This is a genomic window from Sphingomonas ginsenosidivorax (assembly GCF_007995065.1).
Classification (GTDB): domain Bacteria; phylum Pseudomonadota; class Alphaproteobacteria; order Sphingomonadales; family Sphingomonadaceae; genus Sphingomonas; species Sphingomonas ginsenosidivorax.
Genome location: NZ_VOQR01000001.1, coordinates 3,050,617 through 3,074,760, shown reverse-complemented (window position 1 = coordinate 3,074,760; position 24,144 = coordinate 3,050,617). Strand labels below are relative to the sequence as shown.

23 protein-coding genes and 1 tRNA gene are annotated in these 24,144 nt (G+C 70.9%); 15 read left to right on the top strand and 9 right to left on the bottom strand.

The window, feature by feature from the left end; genetic code table 11:
- Nucleotides 1–5: 5 nt before the first annotated feature.
- Both FSB78_RS13950 and aguB read left to right on the top strand, forming a co-directional pair.
- A complete protein-coding gene (locus FSB78_RS13950) occupies nt 6–977 on the top strand; it encodes an agmatine deiminase family protein (RefSeq protein WP_147084219.1) in 972 nt (323 codons plus the stop codon).
- 152 nt (nt 978–1,129) lie between these two features.
- The gene (gene aguB, locus FSB78_RS13945) at nt 1,130–1,978 is read left to right on the top strand and encodes an N-carbamoylputrescine amidase (protein WP_147083208.1); all 849 of its coding nucleotides are present in this window, start codon (nt 1,130–1,132) and stop codon (nt 1,976–1,978) included.
- A gap of 130 nt (nt 1,979–2,108) precedes the next feature.
- On the opposite strand, the gene FSB78_RS13940 is transcribed toward aguB, so the two are convergent.
- Entirely contained in the window at nt 2,109–2,783 is a 675-nt protein-coding gene (locus FSB78_RS13940; RefSeq protein WP_147084218.1) for a uracil-DNA glycosylase, read from the bottom strand.
- 97 nt (nt 2,784–2,880) lie between these two features.
- Here FSB78_RS13940 and folK point away from each other — a divergent pair, with 97 nt between their 5' ends.
- From folK to FSB78_RS13920, 4 genes are all read left to right on the top strand, one after another.
- Nucleotides 2,881–3,375, top strand: coding sequence for a 2-amino-4-hydroxy-6-hydroxymethyldihydropteridine diphosphokinase (folK, locus tag FSB78_RS13935; protein ID WP_242008292.1), 495 nt, complete (start codon nt 2,881–2,883; stop codon nt 3,373–3,375).
- A gap of 15 nt (nt 3,376–3,390) precedes the next feature.
- Nucleotides 3,391–3,466 (top strand) — tRNA-Lys (locus FSB78_RS13930).
- Nucleotides 3,467–3,518: 52 nt separating this feature from the next.
- Complete coding sequence (locus FSB78_RS13925) at nt 3,519–4,601, top strand: glycosyltransferase (RefSeq protein ID WP_147083206.1); 1,083 nt, start codon at nt 3,519–3,521, stop codon at nt 4,599–4,601.
- Complete coding sequence (locus tag FSB78_RS13920; protein WP_242008290.1) at nt 4,598–5,701, top strand: glycosyltransferase; 1,104 nt, start codon at nt 4,598–4,600, stop codon at nt 5,699–5,701. The genes FSB78_RS13925 and FSB78_RS13920 overlap by 4 nt, the downstream gene beginning before the upstream one ends.
- Here the strand turns inward: FSB78_RS13920 and FSB78_RS13915 are convergent.
- Together FSB78_RS13915 and FSB78_RS13910 are read right to left on the bottom strand one after the other, a co-directional pair.
- Nucleotides 5,652–6,578 (bottom strand): glucosamine inositolphosphorylceramide transferase family protein, encoded by a 927-nt coding sequence (locus FSB78_RS13915; protein WP_147083205.1) that lies wholly within the window; start codon nt 6,576–6,578, stop codon nt 5,652–5,654. The two genes, FSB78_RS13920 and FSB78_RS13915, sit on opposite strands and share 50 nt — an antisense overlap.
- A 64-nt stretch (nt 6,579–6,642) precedes the next feature.
- Nucleotides 6,643–7,866, bottom strand: coding sequence for a hypothetical protein (locus FSB78_RS13910; protein ID WP_147083204.1), 1,224 nt, complete (start codon nt 7,864–7,866; stop codon nt 6,643–6,645).
- Between the two features lie 111 nt (nt 7,867–7,977).
- On the opposite strand from FSB78_RS13910, the gene FSB78_RS13905 reads away from it, so the two are divergent.
- The 4 genes from FSB78_RS13905 to FSB78_RS13890 are packed head-to-tail and all read left to right on the top strand — an operon-like array spanning nt 7,978 to nt 13,231.
- Nucleotides 7,978–9,327: a lipopolysaccharide biosynthesis protein gene (locus FSB78_RS13905; protein WP_242008288.1), complete on the top strand. Its 1,350-nt coding sequence runs from the start codon at nt 7,978–7,980 to the stop codon at nt 9,325–9,327.
- Nucleotides 9,324–9,881 carry an RNA polymerase sigma factor gene (locus FSB78_RS13900; RefSeq protein WP_242008286.1) on the top strand — a complete coding sequence of 186 codons (558 nt, stop codon included), beginning with the start codon at nt 9,324–9,326 and terminating at the stop codon, nt 9,879–9,881. The genes FSB78_RS13905 and FSB78_RS13900 overlap by 4 nt, the downstream gene beginning before the upstream one ends.
- Nucleotides 9,871–10,869, top strand: coding sequence for a FecR family protein (locus FSB78_RS13895; RefSeq protein WP_147083203.1), 999 nt, complete (start codon nt 9,871–9,873; stop codon nt 10,867–10,869). Before FSB78_RS13900 ends, FSB78_RS13895 begins: the two co-directional genes overlap by 11 nt.
- On the top strand, nt 10,856–13,231 hold the full coding sequence (locus FSB78_RS13890) for a TonB-dependent receptor (protein ID WP_147083202.1): 2,376 nt from the start codon (nt 10,856–10,858) through the stop codon (nt 13,229–13,231). The genes FSB78_RS13895 and FSB78_RS13890 overlap by 14 nt, the downstream gene beginning before the upstream one ends.
- 24 nt (nt 13,232–13,255) lie before the next feature.
- On the opposite strand, the gene FSB78_RS13885 is transcribed toward FSB78_RS13890, so the two are convergent.
- Nucleotides 13,256–13,444 carry a hypothetical protein gene (locus FSB78_RS13885; RefSeq protein ID WP_147083201.1) on the bottom strand — a complete coding sequence of 63 codons (189 nt, stop codon included), beginning with the start codon at nt 13,442–13,444 and terminating at the stop codon, nt 13,256–13,258.
- Between the two features lie 561 nt (nt 13,445–14,005).
- Between FSB78_RS13885 and FSB78_RS13880 the strand changes: the two genes are divergently transcribed.
- Both FSB78_RS13880 and FSB78_RS13875 read left to right on the top strand, forming a co-directional pair.
- Nucleotides 14,006–15,040, top strand: a complete 1,035-nt coding sequence (locus FSB78_RS13880) for a lactonase family protein (RefSeq protein WP_147083200.1) — start codon at nt 14,006–14,008, stop codon at nt 15,038–15,040.
- Nucleotides 15,037–15,690, top strand: coding sequence for a phosphatase PAP2 family protein (locus tag FSB78_RS13875; RefSeq protein ID WP_147083199.1), 654 nt, complete (start codon nt 15,037–15,039; stop codon nt 15,688–15,690). The genes FSB78_RS13880 and FSB78_RS13875 overlap by 4 nt, the downstream gene beginning before the upstream one ends.
- A 133-nt stretch (nt 15,691–15,823) precedes the next feature.
- Here FSB78_RS13875 and FSB78_RS13870 read toward each other — a convergent pair whose 3' ends face one another.
- Both FSB78_RS13870 and galE read right to left on the bottom strand, forming a co-directional pair.
- Nucleotides 15,824–16,660 (bottom strand): HpcH/HpaI aldolase/citrate lyase family protein, encoded by an 837-nt coding sequence (locus FSB78_RS13870; RefSeq protein ID WP_277872719.1) that lies wholly within the window; start codon nt 16,658–16,660, stop codon nt 15,824–15,826.
- The gene (gene galE, locus FSB78_RS13865; protein WP_147083198.1) at nt 16,657–17,655 is read right to left on the bottom strand and encodes a UDP-glucose 4-epimerase GalE; all 999 of its coding nucleotides are present in this window, start codon (nt 17,653–17,655) and stop codon (nt 16,657–16,659) included. Before galE ends, FSB78_RS13870 begins: the two co-directional genes overlap by 4 nt.
- 67 nt (nt 17,656–17,722) lie before the next feature.
- Between galE and msrA the strand changes: the two genes are divergently transcribed.
- Nucleotides 17,723–18,268: a peptide-methionine (S)-S-oxide reductase MsrA gene (gene msrA, locus FSB78_RS13860; protein WP_147083197.1), complete on the top strand. Its 546-nt coding sequence runs from the start codon at nt 17,723–17,725 to the stop codon at nt 18,266–18,268.
- A 99-nt stretch (nt 18,269–18,367) separates the two neighbouring features.
- Here the strand turns inward: msrA and FSB78_RS13855 are convergent, their stop codons facing one another.
- Nucleotides 18,368–19,372 carry an L-threonylcarbamoyladenylate synthase gene (locus tag FSB78_RS13855; RefSeq protein ID WP_147083196.1) on the bottom strand — a complete coding sequence of 335 codons (1,005 nt, stop codon included), beginning with the start codon at nt 19,370–19,372 and terminating at the stop codon, nt 18,368–18,370.
- A gap of 46 nt (nt 19,373–19,418) precedes the next feature.
- Here FSB78_RS13855 and FSB78_RS13850 point away from each other — a divergent pair, with 46 nt between their 5' ends.
- Complete coding sequence (locus FSB78_RS13850; protein ID WP_147083195.1) at nt 19,419–21,137, top strand: acyl-CoA dehydrogenase family protein; 1,719 nt, start codon at nt 19,419–19,421, stop codon at nt 21,135–21,137.
- Nucleotides 21,138–21,382: 245 nt separating this feature from the next.
- On the opposite strand, the gene FSB78_RS13845 is transcribed toward FSB78_RS13850, so the two are convergent.
- Both FSB78_RS13845 and FSB78_RS13840 read right to left on the bottom strand, forming a co-directional pair.
- Entirely contained in the window at nt 21,383–21,637 is a 255-nt protein-coding gene (locus FSB78_RS13845) for a DUF6356 family protein (RefSeq protein ID WP_147083194.1), read from the bottom strand.
- A gap of 25 nt (nt 21,638–21,662) precedes the next feature.
- Nucleotides 21,663–23,063 carry a Mur ligase family protein gene (locus tag FSB78_RS13840; RefSeq protein WP_147083193.1) on the bottom strand — a complete coding sequence of 467 codons (1,401 nt, stop codon included), beginning with the start codon at nt 23,061–23,063 and terminating at the stop codon, nt 21,663–21,665.
- Nucleotides 23,064–23,116: 53 nt separating this feature from the next.
- On the opposite strand from FSB78_RS13840, the gene FSB78_RS13835 reads away from it, so the two are divergent.
- The gene (locus FSB78_RS13835; RefSeq protein ID WP_422396732.1) at nt 23,117–23,932 is read left to right on the top strand and encodes an LD-carboxypeptidase; all 816 of its coding nucleotides are present in this window, start codon (nt 23,117–23,119) and stop codon (nt 23,930–23,932) included.
- Nucleotides 23,933–24,144 lie beyond the last annotated feature (212 nt).

The window sequence follows — 24,144 nt, the reverse complement described above, 5'->3', positions numbered from 1 at the left end:
TGACGATATTCCCGCCCAAACCCCCTGCAGCCGAATGGGCGCATCACCAGGCCGTCTGGATCGGTTTCCCCAGCCACGCCGAGCTCTGGCTCGAGGATCTCGATCCCGCCCGCGAGGAGGTCGTTGCCTTCGCGCGCGCGGTCCATGCCGGAGGCAAGGGCGAGACCGTGATCCTCGTCGCCGCGGATGCCGAGGCGGGCACCGTCGCCGAGCGGCTCGCGCCGTTCGCACAGGTCGTCGTCGAACCGTTCGGCGACATCTGGCTGCGCGACACCGCGCCGATCATCGCCGGCGACGGCAGCGCGCGCGACTTCGAGTTCAACGGCTGGGGCGGCAAATACGACCTGCCCGGCGACGACAGCATCGGCCGCCGCCTCGCCGACACGCGCGACCTTGCGGTCCACGCCTGCGACTGGGTGCTCGAGGGCGGCGCGATCGACGGCGACGGCACCGGCGTGGTCGTGACCACCCGGCAGTGCCTGCTCAACGACAACCGCAACCCTACGCTGACCGAGGCGGAGATCGCCCAGCGGCTGCGCGACGATCTCGGTTTCACGCAGATCGTGTGGCTCGGCGACGGCCTGCTCAACGACCATACCGACGGCCATGTCGACAATCTCGCGCGCTTCGTCGGTGCGGGCCGCGTCGCGATTCCCGAGGCGACCGAGAACGATCCCAATTGGCTGGTCTACCAGCACGCGCGTCGCGATGCCGAGGCCGCCGGGCTCGAGGTCGTCGGCCTGCCGTCCCCCGGCCGCGTACTGCGCGACGACGAGGTCGTCCCCGCCAGCTACATGAACTTCTACATCGGCAACGCCGCCGTCGTCGTGCCGCTCTACGGCGCGGAGAACGACGCGGCCGCGGTGGCGGCGATCCAGGCGATCTTCCCCGACCGCCAGGTGGTGGGCCAGCGCGCCGACCACATCCTGACCGGCGGCGGCAGCTTCCACTGCATCTCGCAGCAGATCCCGGGGTAGCTTCTGCTCCCCTCCCTGAAAGGGAGGGGCCGGGGGTGGGTCGGCTTGGGGCAGGCGCAGCATTCCCACGAGACCAACCCACCCCCAACCCCTCCCTTCCAGGGAGGGGAGAGGGCTCGCACTCGGCGTCATCCCTCCTTATGTACGCGCCCATGACCCAGATCACCGTCGCCGCCATCCAGGCGGGCTTCACCCCCGACATCGACAAGAACATCGCGCACATTTCGCGGCTCGTCCGCGAGGCGGCGTCGCGCGGCGCGCAGGTGATCCTGCCGCCCGAACTCTTCGAGGGCGAATATTTCTGCCGCGTCGAGGACGAGGGCCTGTTCGCCAACGCCGCCCCGGTCGGCGAGCACAAGGCGGTGCTCGCGATGCAGGCGCTGGCCGAGGCGCTCAAGGTCACGATCCCGACCAGCTTCTTCGAAGCCGACGGCCCGCATCATTACAACAGCCTCGCGATGATCGGCCCCGACGGCGAAATCCAGGGCGTCTACCGCAAGAGCCACATCCCCGACGGGCCGGGCTACGAGGAAAAATTCTACTTCCGCCCCGGCAACACCGGGTTCAAGGTCTGGCCGCATCCCGCCGGCAAGCTCGGCGTCGGCGTCTGCTGGGACCAATGGTACCCGGAGACCGCGCGCGCGATGATGCTGATGGGCGCGGAAGTCCTCTTCTACCCGACCGCGATCGGCAGCGAGCCGCATGACACCTCGCTCGACACGGCGCGCCTATGGCGCCGTGCGATGGTCGGCCATGCAGTGTCGAACGTCGTCCCCGTGGTCGCCGCGAATCGCGTCGGCGTCGAGCACGGCCAGACCTTCTACGGCACCAGCTTCATCACCGACGAGCGCGGCGACATCCTCGCCGAGCTGGGCCGCGAGGACGAAGGCGTGATCACCGCGACGATCGACCTCGCCATCGTCAAGCGTCACCGCGCCGCGTTCGGCTTCTTCCGCGATCGCCGCCCGGACCTGTACGGGCGGCTGGTCCAGGACATCTGATCCCCGTCATCCTCCCCCGCCAGGGGGAGGTGGCAGGCGCAGCCTGACGGAGGGGGCGGAAAGGGCGACATCTGTTGTGTGTCCTCCCCCTCCGCCGCCTTCGGCGCCACCTCCCCCTGGCGGGGGAGGATCAGCCCTCGCGCAGCTCCAGCGCCCGTGCGAACACCGCGGCGAACATCTCCGCCGTCAGCACGCCGGTGGTCAAATTGTGGCGCGAACAGGCGTGGCTGTCGATCAGCACGCGCCCGTCGGGCATGCGGTGCTCCGCGCCATGCGCGAACCGCGCCTTGGGCAACCGTCCGCCGAGCATCTTCACCGCCGACTGGTGCGCGACCGGCCCCAGCGCGATCCACACGCGTGCGCTCGGCACCGCATCCGCCTGCGTCTCGAGGAACGGGCGGCAGGTGCGGAGCTCTTCGGGCGTGGGCTTGCCCTGCGGCGGCATGCAGCGCACCGCGTCGATCAGGATCGCACCGTGCAGCGTCACGTCGTCGGGCGGCGTGTTGGCATAGGTGCCGGTCGCCATGCCGACCGCGGCGAGCGCGTCGTACAGCACCGATCCGTTCGAATCGCCGGTAAAGACGCGTCCCGTCCGGTTGGCGCCGTGCTTGCCCGGTGCCAGCCCGACGATGCCGAGCCACGCCTCGGGATCGCCGAACGCGGGGACGGGGGCGTTCCACCAGTGCGGGAATTCCGCGCGCAGTTCTTCGCGCGCCGCGACCAGCCGCGGGCATAACGGGCAGTCGCGTGGTGGCTCGCTGTCGGGCAGCGGCAGCGGCGCCGGAACGGGTTGCGGGTCGGGCATCACTGCGTCGGGGGAAGAGGGTGCGAAGTCCATCGGCGTGCGGTAGGCGGACGGCATGGTCCCGACAAGCGCCCCGATACGCATCTCAAAGCGCGGAGTGACCGGCGACGCGGTCCTCTACGCGCCCCGCTACGCAATCGCGCTCGGCTCGAACCGCTGGAGCAGCCACGGCGCGCCCCCCGCGACGATCCGCGCCGCGCTGACCGCGGTCGGCGGAGTCGTCGCGGTCTCGCCGATCATCGCCAGCGCGCCGCTCGGCCCCTCGCTGCGCCGCTACGCCAACGCCGTCGCGTTGATCGAGACCACCGAGGACCCCGCCGCGCTGCTGATCCGGCTGAAGCGAATCGAACGCGCCTTCGGCCGCCGCCGCGGTCGACGCTGGGGCAGCCGCGTCATCGATCTCGACATCATCCTCTGGTCGGGCGGAGTCTGGACCTCGCCGGGCCTGACGGTCCCGCATGCCGCCTACCGCGACCGCGGCTTCGTCCTCCACCCGCTGGCGACCATCGCACCGCACTGGCGCGACCCCCGAACCGGCGAAACGATACGCCACCTCGCCGCGAAGGTTGACCGACCGCGACCGCGCACCTAGGTGCGGCGCACGGTGGGGCCCATAGCTCAGTTGGTAGAGCAACGGACTTTTAATCTGTAGGTCTCGGGTTCGAGTCCCGATGGGCCCACCATTCCCAGACGATAAGATTGGCGTCCCGGCGACGGCGCGGCTAACCGCCGGCCATGCGTCCGCCCCCGTCGATCCTGGTCGTCCTCCACGACTTCGCATTGGGCGGTACCGAGCGGGTCGCCGTCCGCCTCGCCGCCGCGATGGCGGGGCAGGGAGCTTCCGTCACCATCTTCGCCGGGTCCGGGTCCGGTCCGTTGCGCGCGCTCGCCGGCTCGCAGGTCGAGATCGTCGTCGCCGATCCGCCGATCCCCCGCGCGCGCGGGTCTCGCCGCAGGCTGGCGCTCGCAACGCGCACGTTCGTCGACCGGCGGCGGTTCGACGGCGTGTACGCGCCCGGCAATTTCCACTGGCCGGTCGCCGCCGCGCTCGGCGGCCGCGGCATCGCCGTCCTCGCGCAGGTCAGCGCCGCGCTCGACAAGCCGCAACGTGGCCGATGGCGGCAATGGGCGTTCGAGACACGGATGCGGTACCTGCTGCGCCGGGCCGATGCGGTCGTCGCACTGTCCGACGTCGCGCGCGACCAGGCGAACCGGATCCTGCGGCGCGACGTCGCCAGCGTGATCGCGCTGCCCGCGCTCGACGACGCCGTGGCGCCGCCGCTGCCCGTTCCCGACACCCGCCCGCCGGTCGTCCTCGCGGCAGGGCGGCTGGTCCCCGAAAAGGGCTTCGCGCGGCTGATCGCGGCGTTTGCCACGCTGCCCGAAGACGCCGCCCGGCTGGTGATCGTCGGCGACGGACCGCAAGCGGACACCTTGCGACGGCAGAGCGAGACGCTCGGCCTCGCCGACCGGGTCACCCTGGCAGGCTATGTCCCAGATATCCGTCCCGCGCTCGACGCGGCGCGGCTGCTCGTGCTGTCGTCCGATTTCGAGGGGTTCCCGGCGGTCCTGGTCGAGGCGCTTGCAGCCGGGCGACCGGTGGTCGCGACCGACTGCACCCCCGCCACGCGTCTGCTCGCCGACGGGGCCGGGATCGTCGTCCCGTTAGGCGACACGGCGGCGCTGTCGCACGCGATCGCGACGATGCTCGCGCAGCCGGCGCCGGATCCGGCGCGCCTCGCGGCTTCGGTCGCGCAGCACCGGATCGGCGCGGTCGCCGCCGCCTATCTCGCGCTGTTCGATCGGCTGCGGCGATGACCGCACGCCCGATGCGGATCGCCTATGTCATCAACTCGGTCGAAGGCGGCGGTGCGGCGTCGCCCGTCCCCGCGATCCTCGACGTGCTGCGGCAAGGCGGCGCCGAGGTCGCGGTGTTCGCGCTCACCCCGCGCGACCGTCGCGGCGAGCCGGCAATGCGCGCCGCTGGGATCGACGTCCGCGTCCGGGACGGCGGCGAAACCGACCACCTCGCCGCGCTGCGCTGGCTCGACGCGACGCTGCGCGACTGGGCGCCGACGCATCTCTGGACCTCGCTGACGCGCGCCACGCTGCTCGGCCAGCTCGTGGCCCTGCGACGCGGCTGGCCCGTCGTCAGCTGGCAGCATGCCGCCTCCCTCAAACCCGCCAACCGCATCCTCCTGCGCCGCCTGCAGCGACTATCCCGGCTCTGGGTCGGCGACTCCGCCACCGTGACCCGCCTCACCGCCGACCGGTTGCACGTCCCGCCCGAGCGCCTGACTCAGTGGTCGATCTTCCGCGCCGATCCTGTCGCGCGCCAGGCGACGCCTTGGCAGCCCGGCCAGCCCGTCCGCATCGGCAGCCTCGGCCGCCTTCATACGGTCAAGGGCTATGACGTCCTCGTCGCCGCGCTGGCACTGGTCGAGACGACCACGCCCTACGAGGTCGTGATCGCCGGCGACGGCGCGCAGCGGCGCGCACTCGAAGACCAGGCGCAAACCCTCGGCGTCGAGACCCTGCGCTTCGCCGGCTATGCCAAAGACCCCGGAGCGTTCCTCGCCGGCTGCCACCTCTACGTCCAGCCGTCGCGCTCCGAAGGGCTGTGCGTCGCGGTGCACGAGGCGATGCAGGCCGGGCTGCCGGTCGTCGCCTCCGCGGTCGGCGAGATTTCCGCCAGCGTGGTCGAGGGCGAAAGCGGCATGACCGTCCCGCCCGGCGATCCCGCAGCCCTCGCGGCGGCGCTGTCGGCACTGCTCGAGGATCCCGCGCGGCTGGCGGAGATGGGGCAGGCGGCACGCACGCGCGTGCTCGCGCTGTTCGGCCCCGAGCGGTTCGCCGCGACGGGGCTCGCTATCCTCGCGCGGATGCGCGGCTTCGGATCCGGCGACCCAGCTTCCTGAGTTCGCGTACCGCTTCGATCGACAGCCCGTGCGGCGACAATTCGGTCCGCTTCATGTCCACCAGCGTCACCGGCCCCGCCGCCGACAACGTGTGGAGCCCCTCGACGAACGGCTGCGCCGACGGCGGCGCGACGATCGCGTCGCCGATCTCCGCGACGAACCGGTCGCGCGTCAGCGTCGTGATCGTCAGCGCCCGGATCGCGCCGCCATAGGTGCGGCTGCAATCCTGCACCGGCAGCACGATCCGCCCGTCGATCGTCACCGCCCGGCCACCCGGACGCGCGCTCGCGACGTCGACGCGGACCGGGTTGGCGGGGTGCGGCGTCCACGGCCCTGCGAGGCGTTCGGCGAAGGCGACGTGCAGCGCGCTCATCTTGTCCGCCTCGCGGTCGGCAGACGTGTAGAACAGCCACCACACACCGTCCTGGAACACCGGGGTGGCATCGACCGCGACGTGATCGAGCTCGATGACATGCGCCGCCTCCCACCGGTCCGGAAAGTCGACCGCGCGGTACAGCGTCAGCCGCTTCGACCGATGCGATTCGGGCAGCATCCACGTCTCGCCCTCGGCTTCGAACACCAGCGGATAGGACAGGTGCCAGGGCTCGTTCAGCACCGGCCGGCGATCGACCAAAGTGAACGCGGCATCATAGACCAGCACCTCGATCGCGCCGATCCGGACGCGGTAGTCATAGGTCTCGACGAACACGTACAGCCGCCCGTCGCGCCACAGCCCGAACGGGTCGGCGAGAAACCGGAAGCTGCCCATCGGCGGCAGCCAGACGCGCGCGAACCCCTCGATCGTGCCGCGCGCGACGATCTGCTCGACGGTCGCCATCACGATGGCGGGGCGCCAGATATCCTTGCGTAGAGCCACGGTACGTGTCGATCCCGGAAAGGCGGTGCGGGGGCGCCGCGATGGCCGGCCTTGTCGCGTCGCGTCAGGCGACGCGCAAGTCCTGCGTGGCGCTTGCCGCCTCCGGCTCGCGATCGGGCAGCGCGCTCGGCGTGGCGGTGCCGAGCACGCTCATCACCGCGCGTGCGGCACGGACCGCGGAGCGTTCGGCGGTCAGCTCGAAGCTGCGCTGGAACAGCGCGCGCTGCACCGGGCGATAGCGGTCGTGCGTCGCCACCGCGCGGTCGAGCGCATCGCCGAGCTGCGCGGTATCGGCGATCACGTCGCCCGCCTGCCAATGCGCATAGTTCGCATCGCCCTCCCAGCGCGTCGCATGCGCGTCGAGGAACAGGCAGGGCCGCGGCCGGTGGAGGAACTCGTACACCTGGCTGCTGACGTCGCCGAGATAGAGGTCCGCCGCCGCGGTATAGGTCATGTCGGTGGACGCCGCGCTGCCCAGGTCGATATGGATGTTCGGCGCGTCGTGATAGCGCCGGTCGATCGTCCCCGCGCGGTCGATCCGGACCTTGTCGATCGTCAGCACGAACTTGCGGTGGAACAGCATGACGTGCGGCGCGAAGATCAGGTTGTAGCGATCATTGTGCAGGAAATGGTCGAGCACCGCGCGCCCCTGCGCGTACCAGGACGACAGATGCGGCGACGGGTGCGGGTTGTAGAGCACCGTGGGCTTCCCGTTCGCCTGGAACGGCAGCCGCGGCGCAGGGTCGGGCATCAGGTCGAACTTGGGATAGCCGATCAGGCTCATCCGGTCGGGCGCCACCCCCGCCTCGCTGATCAGCCGCTGGCGGATCTTGCTGCCCGACACCAGCACATGGTCGAACGTCGCGCTGTGCCGGTTGAAGCCGATCGCGCGGTCGCCGGCCCCGTGGCGCGTATGGATGATCTTGAGATCGTCGAGCCCGTAGCGCGTCTTGAGCAGCAGCGAGGTCTTCTCGGCGACCACCAGCGCGTCGAGCGAGCGGAAGAAGTCGAGATTGTCGCGGTACACGCCGATCTTGGTGACCGGCACGCCCCATTCGAGCGCCCCCGCCAGCATCCGCGTCAGCGGCCGGCGCAGCCCCAGCTGGACCAGCGGCACCGCGACGTTCAGCCGCGCGCACAGCCGGCGGACTTCGGCGGTCAGCCGGTCGTTGGTCGTCGCGACGACGATCTCGGAATCGGGATAGCCCTCCACCATCGCCAGCGCGGTGGGAAGGGCGTGCGCGACCTGGTGGACCTGGTCGTGGTTGAACAGAAAGCCGATCTTCATGGCCGGTAGACGTCGAGCCCGTCGGCGATCCCCATTAAATATTTTGTCATCCGCGCAAATCGCGGGAACTTTCCGGTCGTCGTCCATACGGCGGGTGCGTAAGGGGCCGTGATGGCATCGTTCCTCCGCCGTTTTTCCCCACCGCGCGACCATCGCGACCCCGCCGGCCGTTCGGGGCTGCGGCTGGTGCTGGCCAATCTCGGGCATCTGCTCGGCGGCAAGGTCGCGGCCGGGTTGATGAGCCTCGTCTATCTCGTCCTCGTGACGCACCGGCTCGGCGCGGCGGACTACGGCGTGCTCGTACTGGTCAACGCCTATGCGGTGCTGCTCGGCAGCGTGGTCGCGTTTTCCGGATTCCACGGCGTCGTTCGGTTCGGCGGCCTCGCGCTGGAGGCGGGCGACCGCGCCGGCTTCGCGCGGATCGTGCGGTGCATGGCGGTCGTCGAGCTCGCCTGCGGCCTCGTCGCCATCCTCGTCGCTGCGGCGTTCGTGCCGCTGGTCGGCGCACGGCTCGGCTGGTCGCCCGACACGATCCGCATCGCCATCCCTTACAGCCTCGCGATCATCGCGACGGTCCGCGCGACGCCGCAGGGGCTGTTGCAGATCGCCGGGCGGTTCGACCTGATCGGACTGCACCATGCGGTCTCGCCATTGATCCGATTGATCGGCGCGACGGGGATCTGGTTTGCGGGCGGCGGGCTGACCGGGTTCATCGCGGTCTGGCTGGTCGCGGCGATCGCCGAGGGGCTGGCGATGTGGGGCCTCGCGCTGGTCGCCTGGCGCCGCCTCGCGCCCGACCAGCCGCTGCGCGGTCCCTGGCGCGGGGCGCTGCGCGACACGCCCGGCATGACTCGGTTCGTGCTGATCACCAATTTCGACATCACGATCCGCGAACTCGCACCCAACCTCGCGCCGCTGACGGTCGGCTGGCTGCTCGGCCCCGCCGCCGCTGGGCTGCTCGCGCTGGCCCAGCGCGCGACCTCGCTGCTCGCACAGCCGACCGCATTGCTCAGCCAGGCGAGCTATGCGGTGCTCGCGGCCCAGGTGGCGCGCGGCGACCTTTCGGGCTTGCGCCACACCGTCTGGCGCAGCGCGGGGGTGGCGCTCACAGTGGCGATCCCGATCGTGCTCGTGCTGGCGATCGGCGGCGACAGGCTACTCGTGCTGCTGGGTGGCGCGAGCTTTGCCGGCGGCACGATGCTGCTGATCCTGATCGCGACCGCGCGCGCCGCCGGGCTCGCCAGCGCGCCGCTCGCCGCCGGGCTCACCGCACTCGGTCTGCCAGGCCGCTCGATGACCGTGGGGCTGGTGACCAGCCTCGCGCTCTACCCCGCGCTGCCGCTGCTGCTGTGGATGCTCGGCACCGATGGCGCCGGCTGGCACGCGCTGCTCCAGAGCGTCGTCGCGGCGGTCGCGCTGGCGGCGATGGTCCGCACCGACGCGCGCGACCGCCCGGCATGACGGTCGGCGGCCTGCGCGCGGTTTTCCTCGCCGAACGCGCGATGCTGCTGCGGCTGCTGGCCGCGCGGCTCGGCAGCGTCGACGAGGCGGAGGACGCGCTGCACGACCTCTGGCTCAAGCTCGACACGGTGACCGGCGGGCCGATCGCCGAACCGATCGGCTATCTCTGCCGGATGGCGAGCAACATCGCGGTCGATCGCCGCCGCCGGGCTGCACGCCGCACCGATCGCGACACCGGCTGGCTGCAGGCGCAGGCGGGCGCGGGCGAACAGCCCGATGCCGAACGCGCACTGATCGCGCGCGAACGCCTCGACCGGGTCGAACGGACGCTCGCAGGCCTGCCCGACCGCGTCGCCACCGCGTTCCGCCTCTACCGGTTCGAGGACCTGCCCCAGAAGGTGATCGCCGAGCGGATGGGCATCAGCATCAGCGGCGTCGAGAAGCTGTTGCACCGCGCCTATCGCCGAATACACATGCAGCGACCGGTTTCTGGTGGGGAAAAGCCGCAGGCAGGACGTCTCGGTTCTGAGGAGGGCCAGCGCGATGGTCGATGACTGGGCCGGCAAGACGATCGACGGGGCCAAAGGCCGCGACCGCGTGGCCGCGCAGGCGGTCGCGTGGCACCTGCGCCTGCCGACTGCGGACGCCGCCGACTGGCGCGCCTTCACCGCCTGGCTGGAGGCCGACCCCGCGCACGCGGACGCCTATGACGCGCTCGCCATCGCCGATGCCGAGTTGCAGGATGCGTTGACCCCGCGCGACTGGACCAACCCGCCGCTTCCGGTCGCTGCCAACGACGATCGCCCCGCGCCGCGGCGCTGGCGGATCGCGGCGGGCGCGACGGGCATACTCGCCGCCGCCGCGGTCGCCGGCGTGCTGCTGCCGTGGGACGACCAGGCTACCGCGGCGATGCGGATCGTCGAGACGCCGGCGGGGGTCCGCCGCACGGTGACGCTCGCCGATGGCAGCCGGATCGACCTCAACGGCGGCACCCGGCTCGCGATCGACGAGGGCCGATCGCGGCTCGTGTCGCTGGAGCACGGCGAGGCGGTGTTCCGCGTCACCCACGATCCTGCGCACCCGTTCGTCGTACGCTCGGGGACGATGCGGCTGGAGGATGTCGGCACGGTCTTCAACGTCGCGCGCGTCGGGTCGCATCTCGGCGTCCAGGTCGCGGAGGGCGCGGTGATGTTCCAGCCCGACCGCGACCGCATCATGCTGACCGCGGGCGCGGCGCTGTCGCATGTCGATGGCGAGACGCCGCGGATGTCGGGTGTCGCGCCGGGCGACGTCGGCAGCTGGCGCACCGGCCGGCTCGTGTTCCGCCAGGCCCCGGTACGGCTGGTCGCCGCCGCGCTCGAGCGCAGCACCGGCGCCGCCCTGACGGTCGCACCGGGACTCGCCGACACGCCGTTCACGGGATCGATCGCGGTGAACGGCGGGCCCGCGCGGATGATCCCGCATTTCGCGGCGCTGATCGGTGCCCGGGCCGAACGGGCGAGCGGGCGCTGGACGCTCGTCGGAGGCCATGCCGGTCCCTAGACTCCGATTCGCCGTCTCGCTGCTCGCCGCGACCGCGTTCGCATGCGTCCCGTCCGCGTCGGCACGGGCGGCGGAGCGACGCGCCATCGCGGTGGCGGCGGCACCGCTCGACCGTGCGATTGCGGTGCTCGCAGAGCAGGCCGGGGTCGATATCGGCAGCGCGGAGCCCGGGCTCGCGCGTGTCCGGACCCGTGGCGTACAGGGCCGGCTGACCCCCGCCGCGGCGCTCGACCGGCTGCTCGCGGGCACGCCGTACACCGCGCAGCGGGTCGATGCCGCCAGCTTCCGGATCGTCCGCCGTCCGGTCGCGCGCGCCGTCCGTCATATAGCGCCGTCGCCACCCCCGCCGCCCGAGGGCCCGCCGCCCGAGATCGTCGTGACCGCGACCAAGCGCGAGACCTCCCGGCTTCGCTTCCCCGGCGCGCTCACCATCCTGCGATCGGGCGCCACGCGGCTGTCCGGTGCCGACCCCGCGAGCACGATGGACCAGGCGATCGCCGCCTCCCCGATCCTGCAGGGCACCGCGCTCGGCACCGGGCGCAACAAGCTGTTCATCCGCGGCGTCGCCGACAGCAGCTTCACTGGCCCGACCCAGTCGACCGCGGCAGTCTATTTCGGCGAGGTGCCGGTCGCCTATAACGGCCCCGACCCGGGGCTGAACCTCTACGACATGCAGCAGGTCGAGGTGCTCGAAGGACCGCAGGGCACGCTGTACGGCGCAGGCGCGATCGGCGGCATCGTCCGGCTCGTGCCGCAGCCGGTCGATCTCTCGGCGGTCGCGGCGACCGTGTCCGCCGGCGCGAGCGCGACGCAAGACGGCGATCCGGGCGGCGACCTGGCGGGCATGGTCAACCTGCCGCTGCTGGACGGTGCGCTCGGCCTGCGCGCGGTCGGCTATCACGTCGCGGAAGGCGGCTATATCAACGATGTCCGGCGCGGGCTGCGCGACGTCAACCGGACGACCACGACCGGCGGGCGCCTCGACCTCCGCGCCGCGCCCGCGCACGGGTGGACGATCGATGCGGGACTCGTCGCGCAATCGATCGCGGCGCCCGACCTGCAATATGCCGAACGCAGCATGCGCGGGCTGTCGCGCGCGTCGGTGCTCGCCCAGCCGTTCGACCAGCGCTATCTGCTCGGCCGCGTCGTCGTCGACAAGCGGTGGGACGACGGCCTGCATCTGGTGTCCGCAACGGGCCTCGTCCGCCGCGATGCCGCCAGCCGGTTCGACGCCAGCCGCCAGGCCGCGGTGCCGCCCGTCCCGCTCGCCTACGACACCGACGAACGCAGCCGCTTGTTCTCGCACGAGACCCGGCTGTCGCGCAGCGGGGCGAACGGCGCGGGCTGGCTGGTCGGTGTCGCGCTGATCCGCGCGCGCGACGCCTATGCGCGGCAATATGGTCGGCCCGATCGGCTGCGCGACATCGTCGGCGTCACCAACCGGACGCGCGACGTCGCGCTGTTCGGCGAGGCCGGGGTCGCGCTGTCGCCCGCGCTGACGATCACGGTGGGCGGGCGGTTGACGCACCAGCGCACCGACGGCGATCCGATCGCCAGCCTGCGCACCACCAACTATATCCGGGGACGAAGCACGACGCGGCTCGATCCGACGCTCGGCGCCTCGTGGCTGCTGGCGCCGCGGCTGGCCGCCTATGCCCGGTACCAGTCGGCGTTCCGGACCGGCGGGATCACCGTCGCGCAGGGGGTCGGCCGCGTCGCCGATCTGCTTCCCGACACGATCCGCGTTGCCGAGATCGGCCTCCGCCGGGACCGCCACGGCCCGATCGGGCTTGCAGGCTCGATCGGGCTGTCGCTGACCGACTGGCGTCACGTCCAGGCGGATCTGGTCGACCGCCTGGGCTTTCCCTACACCGCCAATCTCGGCACCACACGGTTCCGCGGGCTGGAGGGCAATCTCGACTGGGTCCCGCTGTCGGGGCTGCGGTTCGCGACGGCGGTGTTTCTCAACGACACGCGCGTGCCCGTCGGTTCGGGGCCCAGCCGCCGCCCTGGCGACAGCGTGCCCAACACCCCGCGTGTCGCGGCGTCGGGCAGCGTCGGCTATGACTGGACGCTCGGCACCGACTCCAGCGCCGGTATCGACGCGGGATGGCGCTATGTCGGCCGCTCGACGGTCGGCACGCAGGCGCCGCTCGACGTGTCGCAGGGGGATTACGGCGTCGCCCATCTCGGTGCGTCCTGGACCCGGGACCGGATCCGACTGACGGCGACGATCGACAATCTGTTCGACGGCAAGGGGGACCGCTTCGCCGGCGGCAACCCGTTCGGGCTCGCGATGCGCAGCGAATACACCCCGCTACGACCGCGGACGATCAGGCTGGGCGGCACGGTCGCCTGGTAGGGCGCCGTGCGTGGGTTTCCGCGCTCAGTGTACCGCGTGCACGGCCGCAGTCGGGGCCGACGACGTAGCCGAAGACGTAGCCGAAGTCCGGGCCGAGGATTCGCTCGCACCGCTGACGAACGCCATCAGCAACAATCCCGTCACCAGCACCGATGCGCTGATCAGGCCGGTCAGTCGGTGCGTATTCGACACGGTTTCGGTCGGGTTTGCCATGCATCACTCTCCACGACGGCAGGTGATCCTGCTCGACGATTCGCAGTACATCATGGATCGACGGCGCTGCCTAGACCAAACATCGCGGCCGATCCGACGCAACCGGACACCATGGTTGCGATCAATAGGGATCCCAGTCGTCCGCCACCCGGCTGCGACGAAAATAGCGAACACCCGGCGGCACTGCGGCGGCCATCACGAGCACGAAGTCCAACATCAGATGCATCACGCTCTCCAGCGGCTCTTGCGGCCGTTCGAGGGAGGATACGCGGACAAGGGACGAGTGCAATGCAATTGTAAGAATTATGTCATCGGCTCGCCCGATTTCAGGACATGCCGCACCCGATATCCTTACGACCCGCCCCTGCGGGGGGGCAGAGGCGGGCCGAGCCGCGGAACAAGGAAACCGCGGCTCTTCTACATATACGACGACCGACGCCGTTGAGCTTCAAAACCGGGTCAAAAACATCCGGTGTCGCCGCGATCGACAGCGAGAAAGCGAGCGGCAGGACGCCGGGACGGGTCTCGTCATCCTCCCCGGTCGGTGGCATGGGGCGCGGCATGACGGCGTTTCGCGGAGCTTCACTGGGCATCGGCACCTATGCCGGGGGTGGGGGTGCCGGCGTCTATGCCGTCGCCGACGGCTGGACGCTCGGCGCGGCCTGTCCCGCGGCGCTCAACGCCTCGTTCGGGGCGTATGCGCCGCGCTTCGGGCTGCATTATCTCGTCGACGAGCGCGATGCGGGCGCAGTCGGCGCCTATCGTTCGGGCGAATCCGGATGGCAGCGGCTGGCCTGTGCGGCGGTCGCAGGCGCCGCGCCCTGCCACGTCGCCCTGAACCACGCGCAGACCGCGCTCGCGGTCGCGAACTACGCCAGCGGCAGCGTCTCGCTGTTCCGGCTCGACGACGACGGACTGCCGCTCCCGCCGCCGCAGGTCCACGCCAATACAGGCCGCGGCCCCAATCCCGACCGGCAGGAGGCGCCGCACGCGCACTGGGTCGGGTTCAGCCCCGACGATCGCTGGCTGTTCCAGACCGATCTCGGCACCGACCAGGTCCTCGCCTATCCGGTCGTCGACGGCCGGCTCGGCACCGCGCGCATCGCCTACGTCGCGCCGCCCGGATCTGGGCCGCGGCACATGCTGCTCCACCCGCGCCAGCCCGGCCGCGCCTATCTCGTCGGCGAGCTCGCCAATACGCTGACCCTGCTCGACCGGACCGACGACCGCCTTACTGCCCGCACCACGCGATCGACGCTTCCCGCGGACTGGCACGGCGACAGCATCGTCGCGCATCTCGCGGCCAACCGCGCGGGCGACCGCCTCTACGTCTCCAACCGGGGGCATGACAGCATCGCGGTGTTCGCGCTCGCTGCCGACGGCGAACCCACGCTGATCCAGCATGCCCCCGCCGGCGGCGACTATCCCCGCCACTTCGCTCTGCTCGAGGACCAGGGCTGCATGGTGATCGCCAACGAGAAGGCGCAGACCGTGACCGTGCTGCATCTTCGCGCCGACGGCACGCTCGCGCCCACCGGGATCAGCCTGGCGGTACCCGGCGCCGCCTATGTGTTCGATACGGAGCCGCCCCGATGACCCGCCGCCACGTCCCGCCGGTCCTGACCGGCGCCTCGGTCGCCGCGGTCGCGCTCGGCGTCATCCTGCTGGTCGGGCTCGCGGTCGGTCACTGGCCGTTCGCGTTCGACCGCTCGATCATCCTGGGCCTGCGCGCCTGGGGCGGCCCCGCCTGGCTGCCGAAAGTCGCCGCCGACGTGACAGCGCTCGGCGGCGGGATCGTCCTCACGATCGTCGTCGTGATCGTTGCCGGCCTGCTGCTGGTCCAGCGACTGTGGCTGACCGCCGCGGCGATCGTCGCGGCCAGCGTCAGCGGCAATCTCGTGGTCGAACTGGTCAAGCTGCAGATCGGCCGGCCCCGGCCCGACATCGTCGCGCATCTCGTCACCGTGAAGCATATGAGCTTCCCCAGCGGGCATTCGGCGAACAGCGCGATCGTCTATCTGACGCTCGCCGGGCTCGCCTCGCAGGTGACTGCGGACCGCGCGACGCGCGCCTATCTGCTCGTCGTCGCGATCCTGCTGGTCGGCGCGATCGGCTGCAGCCGCGTCTATCTCGGCGTCCACTGGCCGAGCGACGTGCTGGCAGGCTGGAGCTTCGGCACGCTCTGGGCGCTCGGCTGGTGGCTCGCCACCGCCCGGGCGCGCGAGTCACTCGGCGGCGAACGCTGAGTCACCCTTGTCCTCCCCCGCCAGGGGGGGGCAGCGAAGCTGACGGAGGGGGAGGACACGAAACGGCAGTTCTCGGTACCGCCCCCTCCGTCACGCTACGCGCGCCACCTCCCCCTGGCGGGGGAGGATCGCGTCAAAGCCCCAGCACCGCGCGCGCCGCCTTCAGGTGCGGCGCATCGACCATCCGCCCGTCGAGCTGCAGCGCGCCCGCCCCCGGGTTCGCCGCGAACAGATCCACCACCGCCTGCGCGCGCGCGATCTCGTCCGCGCTCGGCGTGAACGCTGTGTTGATCGTCGCCAGCTGGCTCGGATGGATCGCCATCATCCCCGTGAACCCGTCGCGCCGCCCGCGCGCCGCATAGGCCGCAAGGCCGTCCAGGTCGCGGAAATCGGGATACACCGTCTCGATCGCCGGCACCCCCGCCGCATGCGCGCCGAACAGCGTCAGCGACCGCGCGAGCTGGTACGGCGCGGTATACGACCCGTCCTCCTCGCGCGAGGTCGCCGCACCGATCGCGGCGGGCAGGTCCTCCGCCCCCCAGGTCAGCCCGCACAATCGCGACGTCACCCCGCCATAGCTGCCGAGCGCGAAGATCGCCGCCGGCGTCTCGGTCGCGATCGGCAGGATGGCGATGTCGCCCTCGAGCATCGCGTCGAGCGCGGCGAGGCTCGCCGCCCCCTCGGCCTTGGGCAGCACGATCCCGTCGGGCCGCCCCGACAGCACCGCCGCCAGATCGTCCTCGGCCAGCCCCGAATCGAGCGGATTGATCCGAACGAACAGCGCGCGCGACCGCGGCTCGCGCAGGAACCCGGCCACCGCCTCCCGCGCACGAGCCTTCGCGCCCGGCGTGACCGAATCCTCCAAGTCGAGGATCAGCGCATCGACGTCGAGCGCCGCCGCCTTCGCCATCCGCTCGGGCCGATCGCCCGGCACGAACAGCAGGGACCGCAGCCTCCCGGGAAACGTCAACGCCCGCGCTCCGCCAGCACGCGCTCCCACCCCAGCGCATCGCGCACGATCCCGTCCAGATCGGCATGTTTGGGCGTCCAGTCTAGCGTCGCCAGGATCGCGCGGTTGTCCGCGATCAGCGCGGCGGGGTCACCCGCACGCCGCCCCTCGAACCGCCGCTCGATCGTCCGGTTGGTGATCCGGTCGACCGCGTCGAGCACTTCGAGCACCGAGAACCCCTGGCCGTACCCCGCATTGAGCGTATGGCTGGCCGCCGGGTTCGCGATCAGCAGGTCGAGCGCCGCGACATGCGCGGCGGCCAGGTCGCTGACATGGATATAGTCGCGCACCCCGGTGCCGTCGGGCGTGTCGAAATCGGTCCCATAGACGCCGACCGCGTCGCGCTTGCCGGTCGCCGCCTCGACCGCGATCTTGATCAGGTGAGTCGCGCCGACCGTCGACTGCCCGCTGCGCCCCTGCGGATCCGCGCCCGCGACGTTGAAATAGCGCAGCGCCGCATAGTTCATCGGATGCGCCGCCGCGACGTCGCGCAGCATCGCCTCGGTCATCAGCTTGGACATGCCGTACGGGTTGATCGGCACGGTCGGATCGCCCTCGGCGACCGGCACCTTCTCGGGCGTGCCATAGGTCGCCGCGGTCGACGAGAAGATGAAGTGCGCCACGCCCTCGGCCACTGCGCTCTCGATCAGCGACCGGCTCGCGGCGGTGTTGTTGCGGTAATATTTGAGCGGATCGCTGACCGATTCGGGCACCACCACCGACCCCGCGAAATGCAGGATCGCGCGCACCTTGTGGTCGCGGATCGCCGCGCGGACCTTCGCATCGTCGGCGACGTTCGCCTGGACCAGGGTGGCGCGCGGATCGACCGCCCAGTCGAACCCGGTGACCAGATTGTCGACCACGACGACCTCGTGGCCTGCGTCCAGCAGTGCCAGCACCGCATGGCTGCCGATATAGCCGGCCCCGCCGGTCACCATCACCTTGCCGTCGATCACGCGTCTCTCCCTACCAATTGCGCGGCGTTAGCGGCTTCCTATCTTGGGAGAAAGCTGGAGACACATGATGACTATCGAATATGCCACGCTTGCCGGCGGCTGCTTCTGGTGCACCGAGGCAGTGTTCAAGGACGTGATCGGCGTGCAGTCGGTCGAGAGCGGCTATATCGGCGGCACCGTTCCCGACCCGACCTACAAGCAGGTCTGCGGCGGCGACACCGGCCATGCCGAGGCGATCCGGATCGGCTTCGACACCGACCAGCTGGCGCTCGGCGACCTGCTCGACATCTTCTTCGCGACGCACGACGCGACCACGCTCAACCGCCAGGGCAACGACGTCGGCACGCAGTATCGCTCGGCGATGTTCCCGGCCAACGACGCGCAGCAGGCCGAGATGAAGGCCGCGCTCGACCGCGCGCAGGCCGCGAGCGACAAGCCGATCGTCACCACGATCGAACCGATGGACGTCTGGTACCCGGCGGAAATCTACCACCAGGATTACTGGGAAACCTCGGGCCGCTCGAACCCCTATTGCATGGCGGTGATCCCCCCCAAGCTCCAGAAGCTGCGCAAGAGCTTCGCGGCGCGGTCGAAGGCGGCGGTGAGCGCGTAACACCGTCCCGAAAGCCGTTCCCCCGCGGATGCGGGGGCCCAGCTAAGTACCGTAGTCCGGCCTCACTCCTGGACCCCCGCCTTCGCGGGGGAACAGGGGCTACCGATGCGCGGCGCGCCGCAGCCGGTCGTTGATAGCCTCGCCGATACCGTCGGCAGGCACCGGCGCGACCGCGATCCGCGCCGCCGCATTCGCATCCGCCGCATGCAGCAGATCGAACAGCCGCGCCGCCGCCTCGATCAGGTCCCCCGACGCGGAGAGCGACACGTCGCCCGCCACCGCCCCGAACCCGATCAGCCACTCGCCCGCCTCGGCCTCGACCGCGCTCAACCGGAGTAATTTCCTCGGCGCATAATGGCTGTCGAGCTGCCCCGGCGCCACGACGGGCGCGTTCCCCGGCGAAGGCCGGGGCCCAGTTGGGGGACGATCGTGAGGCCCGTCGTCCTCCGTTACAACGACTTCCCCACCTGGGCCCCGGCCTCCGCCGGGGAACGCCAGCGCCAGCGCCTCCGCCGTCACCGGCCCCGGCCGCAGCACCGTCCGTCCCATCACGATCGTCGACTCCACCCCAGCCTCGGTCGCCCCATCGTCGATGATCAGCGCCACCCTATCCCCCAGGCTCGCCGCGACGTGCGCGGCCCGCGTCGGCGAGATCCCCCCGCTCGCATTCGCCGACGGCGCCGCCAGCGGCCTGCCCGACGCCGCGATCAGATCCTGCATCGCGCGGTGCCGCGGCACCCGGATCGCGATCGTGTCCAGCCCCGCGGTCACCAGCGCCGCGATCCCCGACTCGGGCCGCAGCGGCAGCACCAGGGTCAGCGGCCCCGGCCAGAACGCCGCCGCCAGCGCGCGCGCATCCGCATCGAACACCGCGATCCGCTCGGCCGCGGCCAGATCCGCGACATGGACGATCAGCGGATTGAAGCTCGGGCGCCCCTTGGCCGCATAGATTCGCGCCACCGCCGCCGCATCGGTTGCGTCCGCCGCGAGCCCGTACACCGTCTCGGTCGGCACCGCGACGAGGCCGCCTGCGCGAATCACATTCGCGGCCTCGGTGGTCGCGGCCTTGCCGTAGGGTAAAATCACAGGGTGTGGACGAGCCATGGTGGAGGGCTATAGCGGGCGCACAGCATAGCGATAAGAGGATGCGATGGCCTTCACTCCGGCAACCCGCGAACAGCGTTTCGTGCTCGACCATATCGTCCGTATCGGCGACCTCGCCGATACGGAACGCTTCGCCGCCGCCAGCGACGACGTTGTCGACGCGGTCCTCGAAGGCGTCGGCCAGTTCGCCGCCGGCGAATGGGCCCCGCTCAACCGCGCGGGCGACACCGTCGGCGCGAAATGGACTGAACGCGGCGTCGTCATGCCGGACGGCTTCGCGCAGGCGTACAAGGATTATGTCGAGGGCGGCTGGGGCACGATCGGTGTCGACGAGGCATGGGGCGGGCAGGGGCTTCCCTTCGCGATCCAGACCGCGGTGCTCGACACCTTGGGCTCGGCGAACATGGGCTTCGCGCTCTGCCCGACGCTGACCGTCGGCGCAATCGAGGCGCTCGCGCACCACGGGTCCCCTGAGCAGCAGGCGCTCTATCTGCCCCATCTCGCCACCGGCGAATGGACCGGCACGATGAACCTGACCGAGCCGCAGGCCGGCTCCGACGTCGGCGCGCTCCGCGCTACCGCCACCCCGCTCGGTGACGGCAAGTGGAGCATCAAGGGCACCAAGATCTACATCTCGTTCGGCGACCACGACATGGCGCCCAACATCGTCCACCTCGTGCTCGCGCGCACCCCCGGCGCCCCCGCCGGCACGCGCGGCATCTCGCTGTTCCTCGTTCCCAAATACCGCCTGAACGCCGATGGCACGCCGGGCGACTTCAACGACGTCCGCGTCATCTCGATCGAGCACAAGATGGGCCTCCACGCCTCGCCGACCTGCGTGCTGAGCTTCGGCGACAACGACGACTGCGTCGGCGAGCTGATCGGTGCCGAACTGGGCGGCATCCGCGCGATGTTCACGATGATGAACAACGCCCGCCTCAACGTCGGCCTCCAGGGCGTGCAGGTCGCGGAGGGCGCGACGCAGGGCGCGGTCGCCTACGCGCTCGACCGCGTCCAGTCCGCGCGCGCCGGCTCGCCCGACAAGGCACCGGTCCGCATCGTCGAGCATCCCGACGTGCGCCGCATGCTGATGCGGATGAAGGCGCAGACCCAGGCCGCGCGCGCGCTCGTCTATTACGCGGCGGGGCAGGTCGATCGTGCGAACATGGGCGACGCCGCCGCGCGCAACCGGCTCGAAATCATGACCCCGCTCGCCAAGGCGCACGGCACCGATCTCGGCAACGAGGTCGCGTCGCTCGGCATCCAGGTGTTCGGCGGCATGGGCTATGTCGAGGAAACCGGCGCCGCGCAGTATTTCCGCGATGCGCGCATCACGCCGATCTACGAAGGCACCAACGGCATCCAGGCCGCCGACCTCGTCGGCCGGAAACTCGCGCTCGACAATGGCGGCGCGTTCGCCACGCTGATCGCCGACATCCGCGCCGAGACGACCGACACCGGCCTCATCGCGCTCGTCGACGCGTGCGACGCAATCGGCCGCCGCCTCGCCACCGCGGACGCCGACGACAAGCTCGCGGCGAGCTACCCGTTCCTCACCATGCTCTCGGTCGCGACCTGCGGCTGGCTGATGGAACGCCAGGGCCGCATCGCCGCCGAGGGATCGGACGATTTCTCCGCCATGAAGACCGCCACCGCGCGCTTCTACCTCGATCAGATCGTTCCCGAGGCGATGGGCCTGAAAGCCGCGGCGACCGCCAGCGCGGCCATCCTCTACGCCATCTCGCCCGAGGCCTTCGCCGCCTGAGCGCCCTCCGGAAGGGGGGCGGCGCTCCCCCCTTCCGTCATCCCGGGCTCGTCCCGGGATCCAGGGTTACGAGCGCTGCGCCCGGGGCTCTGGATCCCGGGACGAGCCCGGGATGACGGGGGCAGGGTCGGATCACGCTCCCGGCGTGAAAATCTCCTCGATCCGACACCCGAACACCCCGCGATCCGCTCGCGGGCCCACAGCCATGCCTGATCCGGTGTGACCTTCGCGACCTTCGAGGCAGCTCAGATGATGTAGTCGACCGTCTTCATCTGCGCGCGGTCGGCGCTGACCGCGCCGCGCTTGGCGACCATCTGGCGGTGGAGCTCGCGCACCGTGTCGCTGCCGCGAGTCTTGCAGAACGCCGGCACGACCGCATGGACCAGCGCGCCGATCCCGCCCGCGATCATCGTGCACCCGAAGCGGCTGGCGACGCCGAAATGCTGGGCATAGCTCTCGCCGACGGTTTCGGGGTGGTCGAGGAACAGGCGGCGGAACATCGGCGGTCTCCTTGGGCGTGTCTTATCAGCGTGCGCGCAGGGCGTCGACCATTCCCGCCGCCAGCGCGCTCAGGCTGTCGTCGCGCGCGCCCATCACCACGATCCGGTCGCCCACTTTCGCCTCCGCCACCAGCAAAGCCGCCGCCTCGGCCCGGTCCGCGACATGGCGCGCGTCGCGCCCCAACGCGGCGACCCGTGCCGTGATGTCCGCGCTCGTCACCTCGCGGCTGACCGTCCCGCCATGATAGACCGGGTCGGGCAGCACCAGCAGATCACCGTCGCGCATCCGCTCGACGAACGTCGCGACCAGCGCCTCGCCCATGACCTTGAGCGGCCCATAGCCATGCGGCTGGAACAACAGCAGCAGCCGGCCCGGAAACGCGTGCAGCGTATCCAGCGTCGCTGCGATCTTGTCGGGGTTGTGCCCGAAATCGTCGATCACCGCGACGCCGCCGGCCTCTCCGACCAGGTCGAACCGCCGCCTGAGCCCGACGAACCCGCCAATCGCCGCGACCGCCTCGGCCAGCGGAACGCCGCTCGCCACCGCCGCCGCGATCGCCGCCAGCGCGTTCGACACATTGTGTCTTCCCGGCACCTGCAGCGTGACGGGCACCGCCGGATTGCCGCCCACGACCAGCGCGAAATCGACCCCGAACGGCCGCTCCACCACGTCGCGCGCGCAGAAATCCGCGTCGCGGTTCACCGCGAACGTCGTCACGCGGCGGCGGGGCAGGGCGGCGGCGAGTGCGGCCGCATCGTCATTGTCGATATTGACGATCGCGGTCTCCGCCTTGCCGATGAAGTCCGCGAACAATATCCGCAGCTCGTCGAGCGCCTTGTGATCGAGGCTGACATTGTTGAGCACCGCGATCCGCGGCGCATAGCCCGCGATCGACCCGTCGCTCTCGTCCACCTCGCTGACGAACGCGTCTCCAGCCCCGACCAGCGCGCTCGCGAACGGCGCATCGGGCCCGGCGAAATTCTTCATCACCGCGCCGTTCATCACGGTCGGATCGCGCCCGCACGCATACAGGATCCACCCGATCATCCCCGTCACGGTCGACTTGCCGCTGGTCCCCGCGATCCCGATCGGCAGGCTGCTCGCATTGAACAGCGACGCGAGCATCGCGGCCCGCGTGATCCGTTCGCACCCCAGCCGCTCGGCGGTCACCATGTCGGGCACGCTCGCCTCGATCGCGGCGGAGGCGATCACGATCTGCTCGGCCGATACGATCCCGCTGCCGTCCTGCGGGAACAGCGCGACGCCGCGGGCGCGCAAGTCGTCGAACTTGGTCGGCACGCGCCCCTGGTCGAGCCCGCGGTCCGATCCCGCGACGCTCGCGCCGCGGCCTGCCAGGATCATCGCCAGGGGCATCATGCCCGAACCGCCGATACCGACGAAAAAGAAGGATTTGCCGTGTCGCATGCCCCCGCGCTATCGGCGGAAGCCGCATGGGGCAAGGGCCGGGGAGACGGACAATCAGGATCGGAGTCCTCGCCGCGTCGAGCCGCGCCAGCGCCGAGGCGATCCCGAAGATGATCGCCTATGCCGCGACCGCCTTCCCCGAGGTCGAACTCGTCTTCCACCCGCAGTGCACGGCGACCGACGGCCATTTCGCCGGCTCCGACTTCGCCCGCGCCGCCGCCTTCCTCGAATATGCCAACGACCCCGCGTTCGACGCGATCTGGTTCCTGCGCGGCGGCTACGGCGCCAACCGCATCCTCGCGATGGTCATGCCGCATCTGACGCGCGCCGCGCATCACAAGGCCTATGTCGGCTATTCGGACGTAGGCTTCCTGCTCGGCGCGCTCTACGCCCGGCGCATCGGCCGCCCGGTCCACGGCCCGATGGTCAGCGACATCAACCGCCAGGACGGCGAGGCGACCGTCGCGCGCACGCTCGGCTGGCTCGCGCGCCGCGACCGCGCCGGGCTCGAGCCGGGGCTGAACGGCCACCCGTCCGCGGCGTTCAACCTGACGATCCTCACCTCGCTGATCGGCACGCCCTGGCTGCCCGACCTCACCGATCACGTGCTGATCGTCGAGGAAGTGTCGGAACCGATGTACAATGTCGACCGCATGCTCTTCAAACTCGCCAACGCCACGCAGCTGAAGGGCATCGCCGGCCTGCGCCTCGGCGCGGTGACCGCGCAGAAGCCCAACGATCCCCCCTGGGGCGAGACGCTCGACTACATGATGGTCCGCTGGAGCCGCGACATGGACGTGCCCTATCTGGGGCGCGCCGAGATCGGCCATACGCAGACCAACCACGTCGTGCCCTTCGGGATCGCGTAAAGCCCCGCCCCCCAAACCGTCACCCCAGCGAAGGCTGGGGTCTCGCCGTTGGCGACCACAGCACCCGCCCCAGGAAGATCCCAGCCTTCGCTGGGATGACGAGTGGGGGACGATGAGGGTACGCCCCCTCCGTCATGCCGGGCTCGTCCCGGCATCCAGAGCCACGAACGCCGCCCCCCGTGACCCTGGATCCCGGGACAACCCCGCGAGGA

Coding starts and splice junctions, on each gene's coding strand:
- aguB (WP_147083208.1), top strand. CDS start 1,130: ATGACCCAGATCACCGTCGCCGCCATCCAGGCGGGCTTCACCCCCGAC.
- FSB78_RS13940 (WP_147084218.1), bottom strand. CDS start 2,783: ATGCCCGACCCGCAACCCGTTCCGGCGCCGCTGCCGCTGCCCGACAGC.
- FSB78_RS13925 (WP_147083206.1), top strand. CDS start 3,519: ATGCGTCCGCCCCCGTCGATCCTGGTCGTCCTCCACGACTTCGCATTG.
- FSB78_RS13920 (WP_242008290.1), top strand. CDS start 4,598: ATGACCGCACGCCCGATGCGGATCGCCTATGTCATCAACTCGGTCGAA.
- FSB78_RS13910 (WP_147083204.1), bottom strand. CDS start 7,866: ATGAAGATCGGCTTTCTGTTCAACCACGACCAGGTCCACCAGGTCGCG.
- FSB78_RS13905 (WP_242008288.1), top strand. CDS start 7,978: ATGGCATCGTTCCTCCGCCGTTTTTCCCCACCGCGCGACCATCGCGAC.
- FSB78_RS13900 (WP_242008286.1), top strand. CDS start 9,324: ATGACGGTCGGCGGCCTGCGCGCGGTTTTCCTCGCCGAACGCGCGATG.
- FSB78_RS13895 (WP_147083203.1), top strand. CDS start 9,871: ATGGTCGATGACTGGGCCGGCAAGACGATCGACGGGGCCAAAGGCCGC.
- FSB78_RS13890 (WP_147083202.1), top strand. CDS start 10,856: ATGCCGGTCCCTAGACTCCGATTCGCCGTCTCGCTGCTCGCCGCGACC.
- FSB78_RS13885 (WP_147083201.1), bottom strand. CDS start 13,444: ATGGCAAACCCGACCGAAACCGTGTCGAATACGCACCGACTGACCGGC.
- FSB78_RS13880 (WP_147083200.1), top strand. CDS start 14,006: ATGACGGCGTTTCGCGGAGCTTCACTGGGCATCGGCACCTATGCCGGG.
- FSB78_RS13875 (WP_147083199.1), top strand. CDS start 15,037: ATGACCCGCCGCCACGTCCCGCCGGTCCTGACCGGCGCCTCGGTCGCC.
- msrA (WP_147083197.1), top strand. CDS start 17,723: ATGACTATCGAATATGCCACGCTTGCCGGCGGCTGCTTCTGGTGCACC.
- FSB78_RS13855 (WP_147083196.1), bottom strand. CDS start 19,372: ATGGCTCGTCCACACCCTGTGATTTTACCCTACGGCAAGGCCGCGACC.
- FSB78_RS13850 (WP_147083195.1), top strand. CDS start 19,419: ATGGCCTTCACTCCGGCAACCCGCGAACAGCGTTTCGTGCTCGACCAT.
- FSB78_RS13845 (WP_147083194.1), bottom strand. CDS start 21,637: ATGTTCCGCCGCCTGTTCCTCGACCACCCCGAAACCGTCGGCGAGAGC.
- FSB78_RS13840 (WP_147083193.1), bottom strand. CDS start 23,063: ATGCGACACGGCAAATCCTTCTTTTTCGTCGGTATCGGCGGTTCGGGC.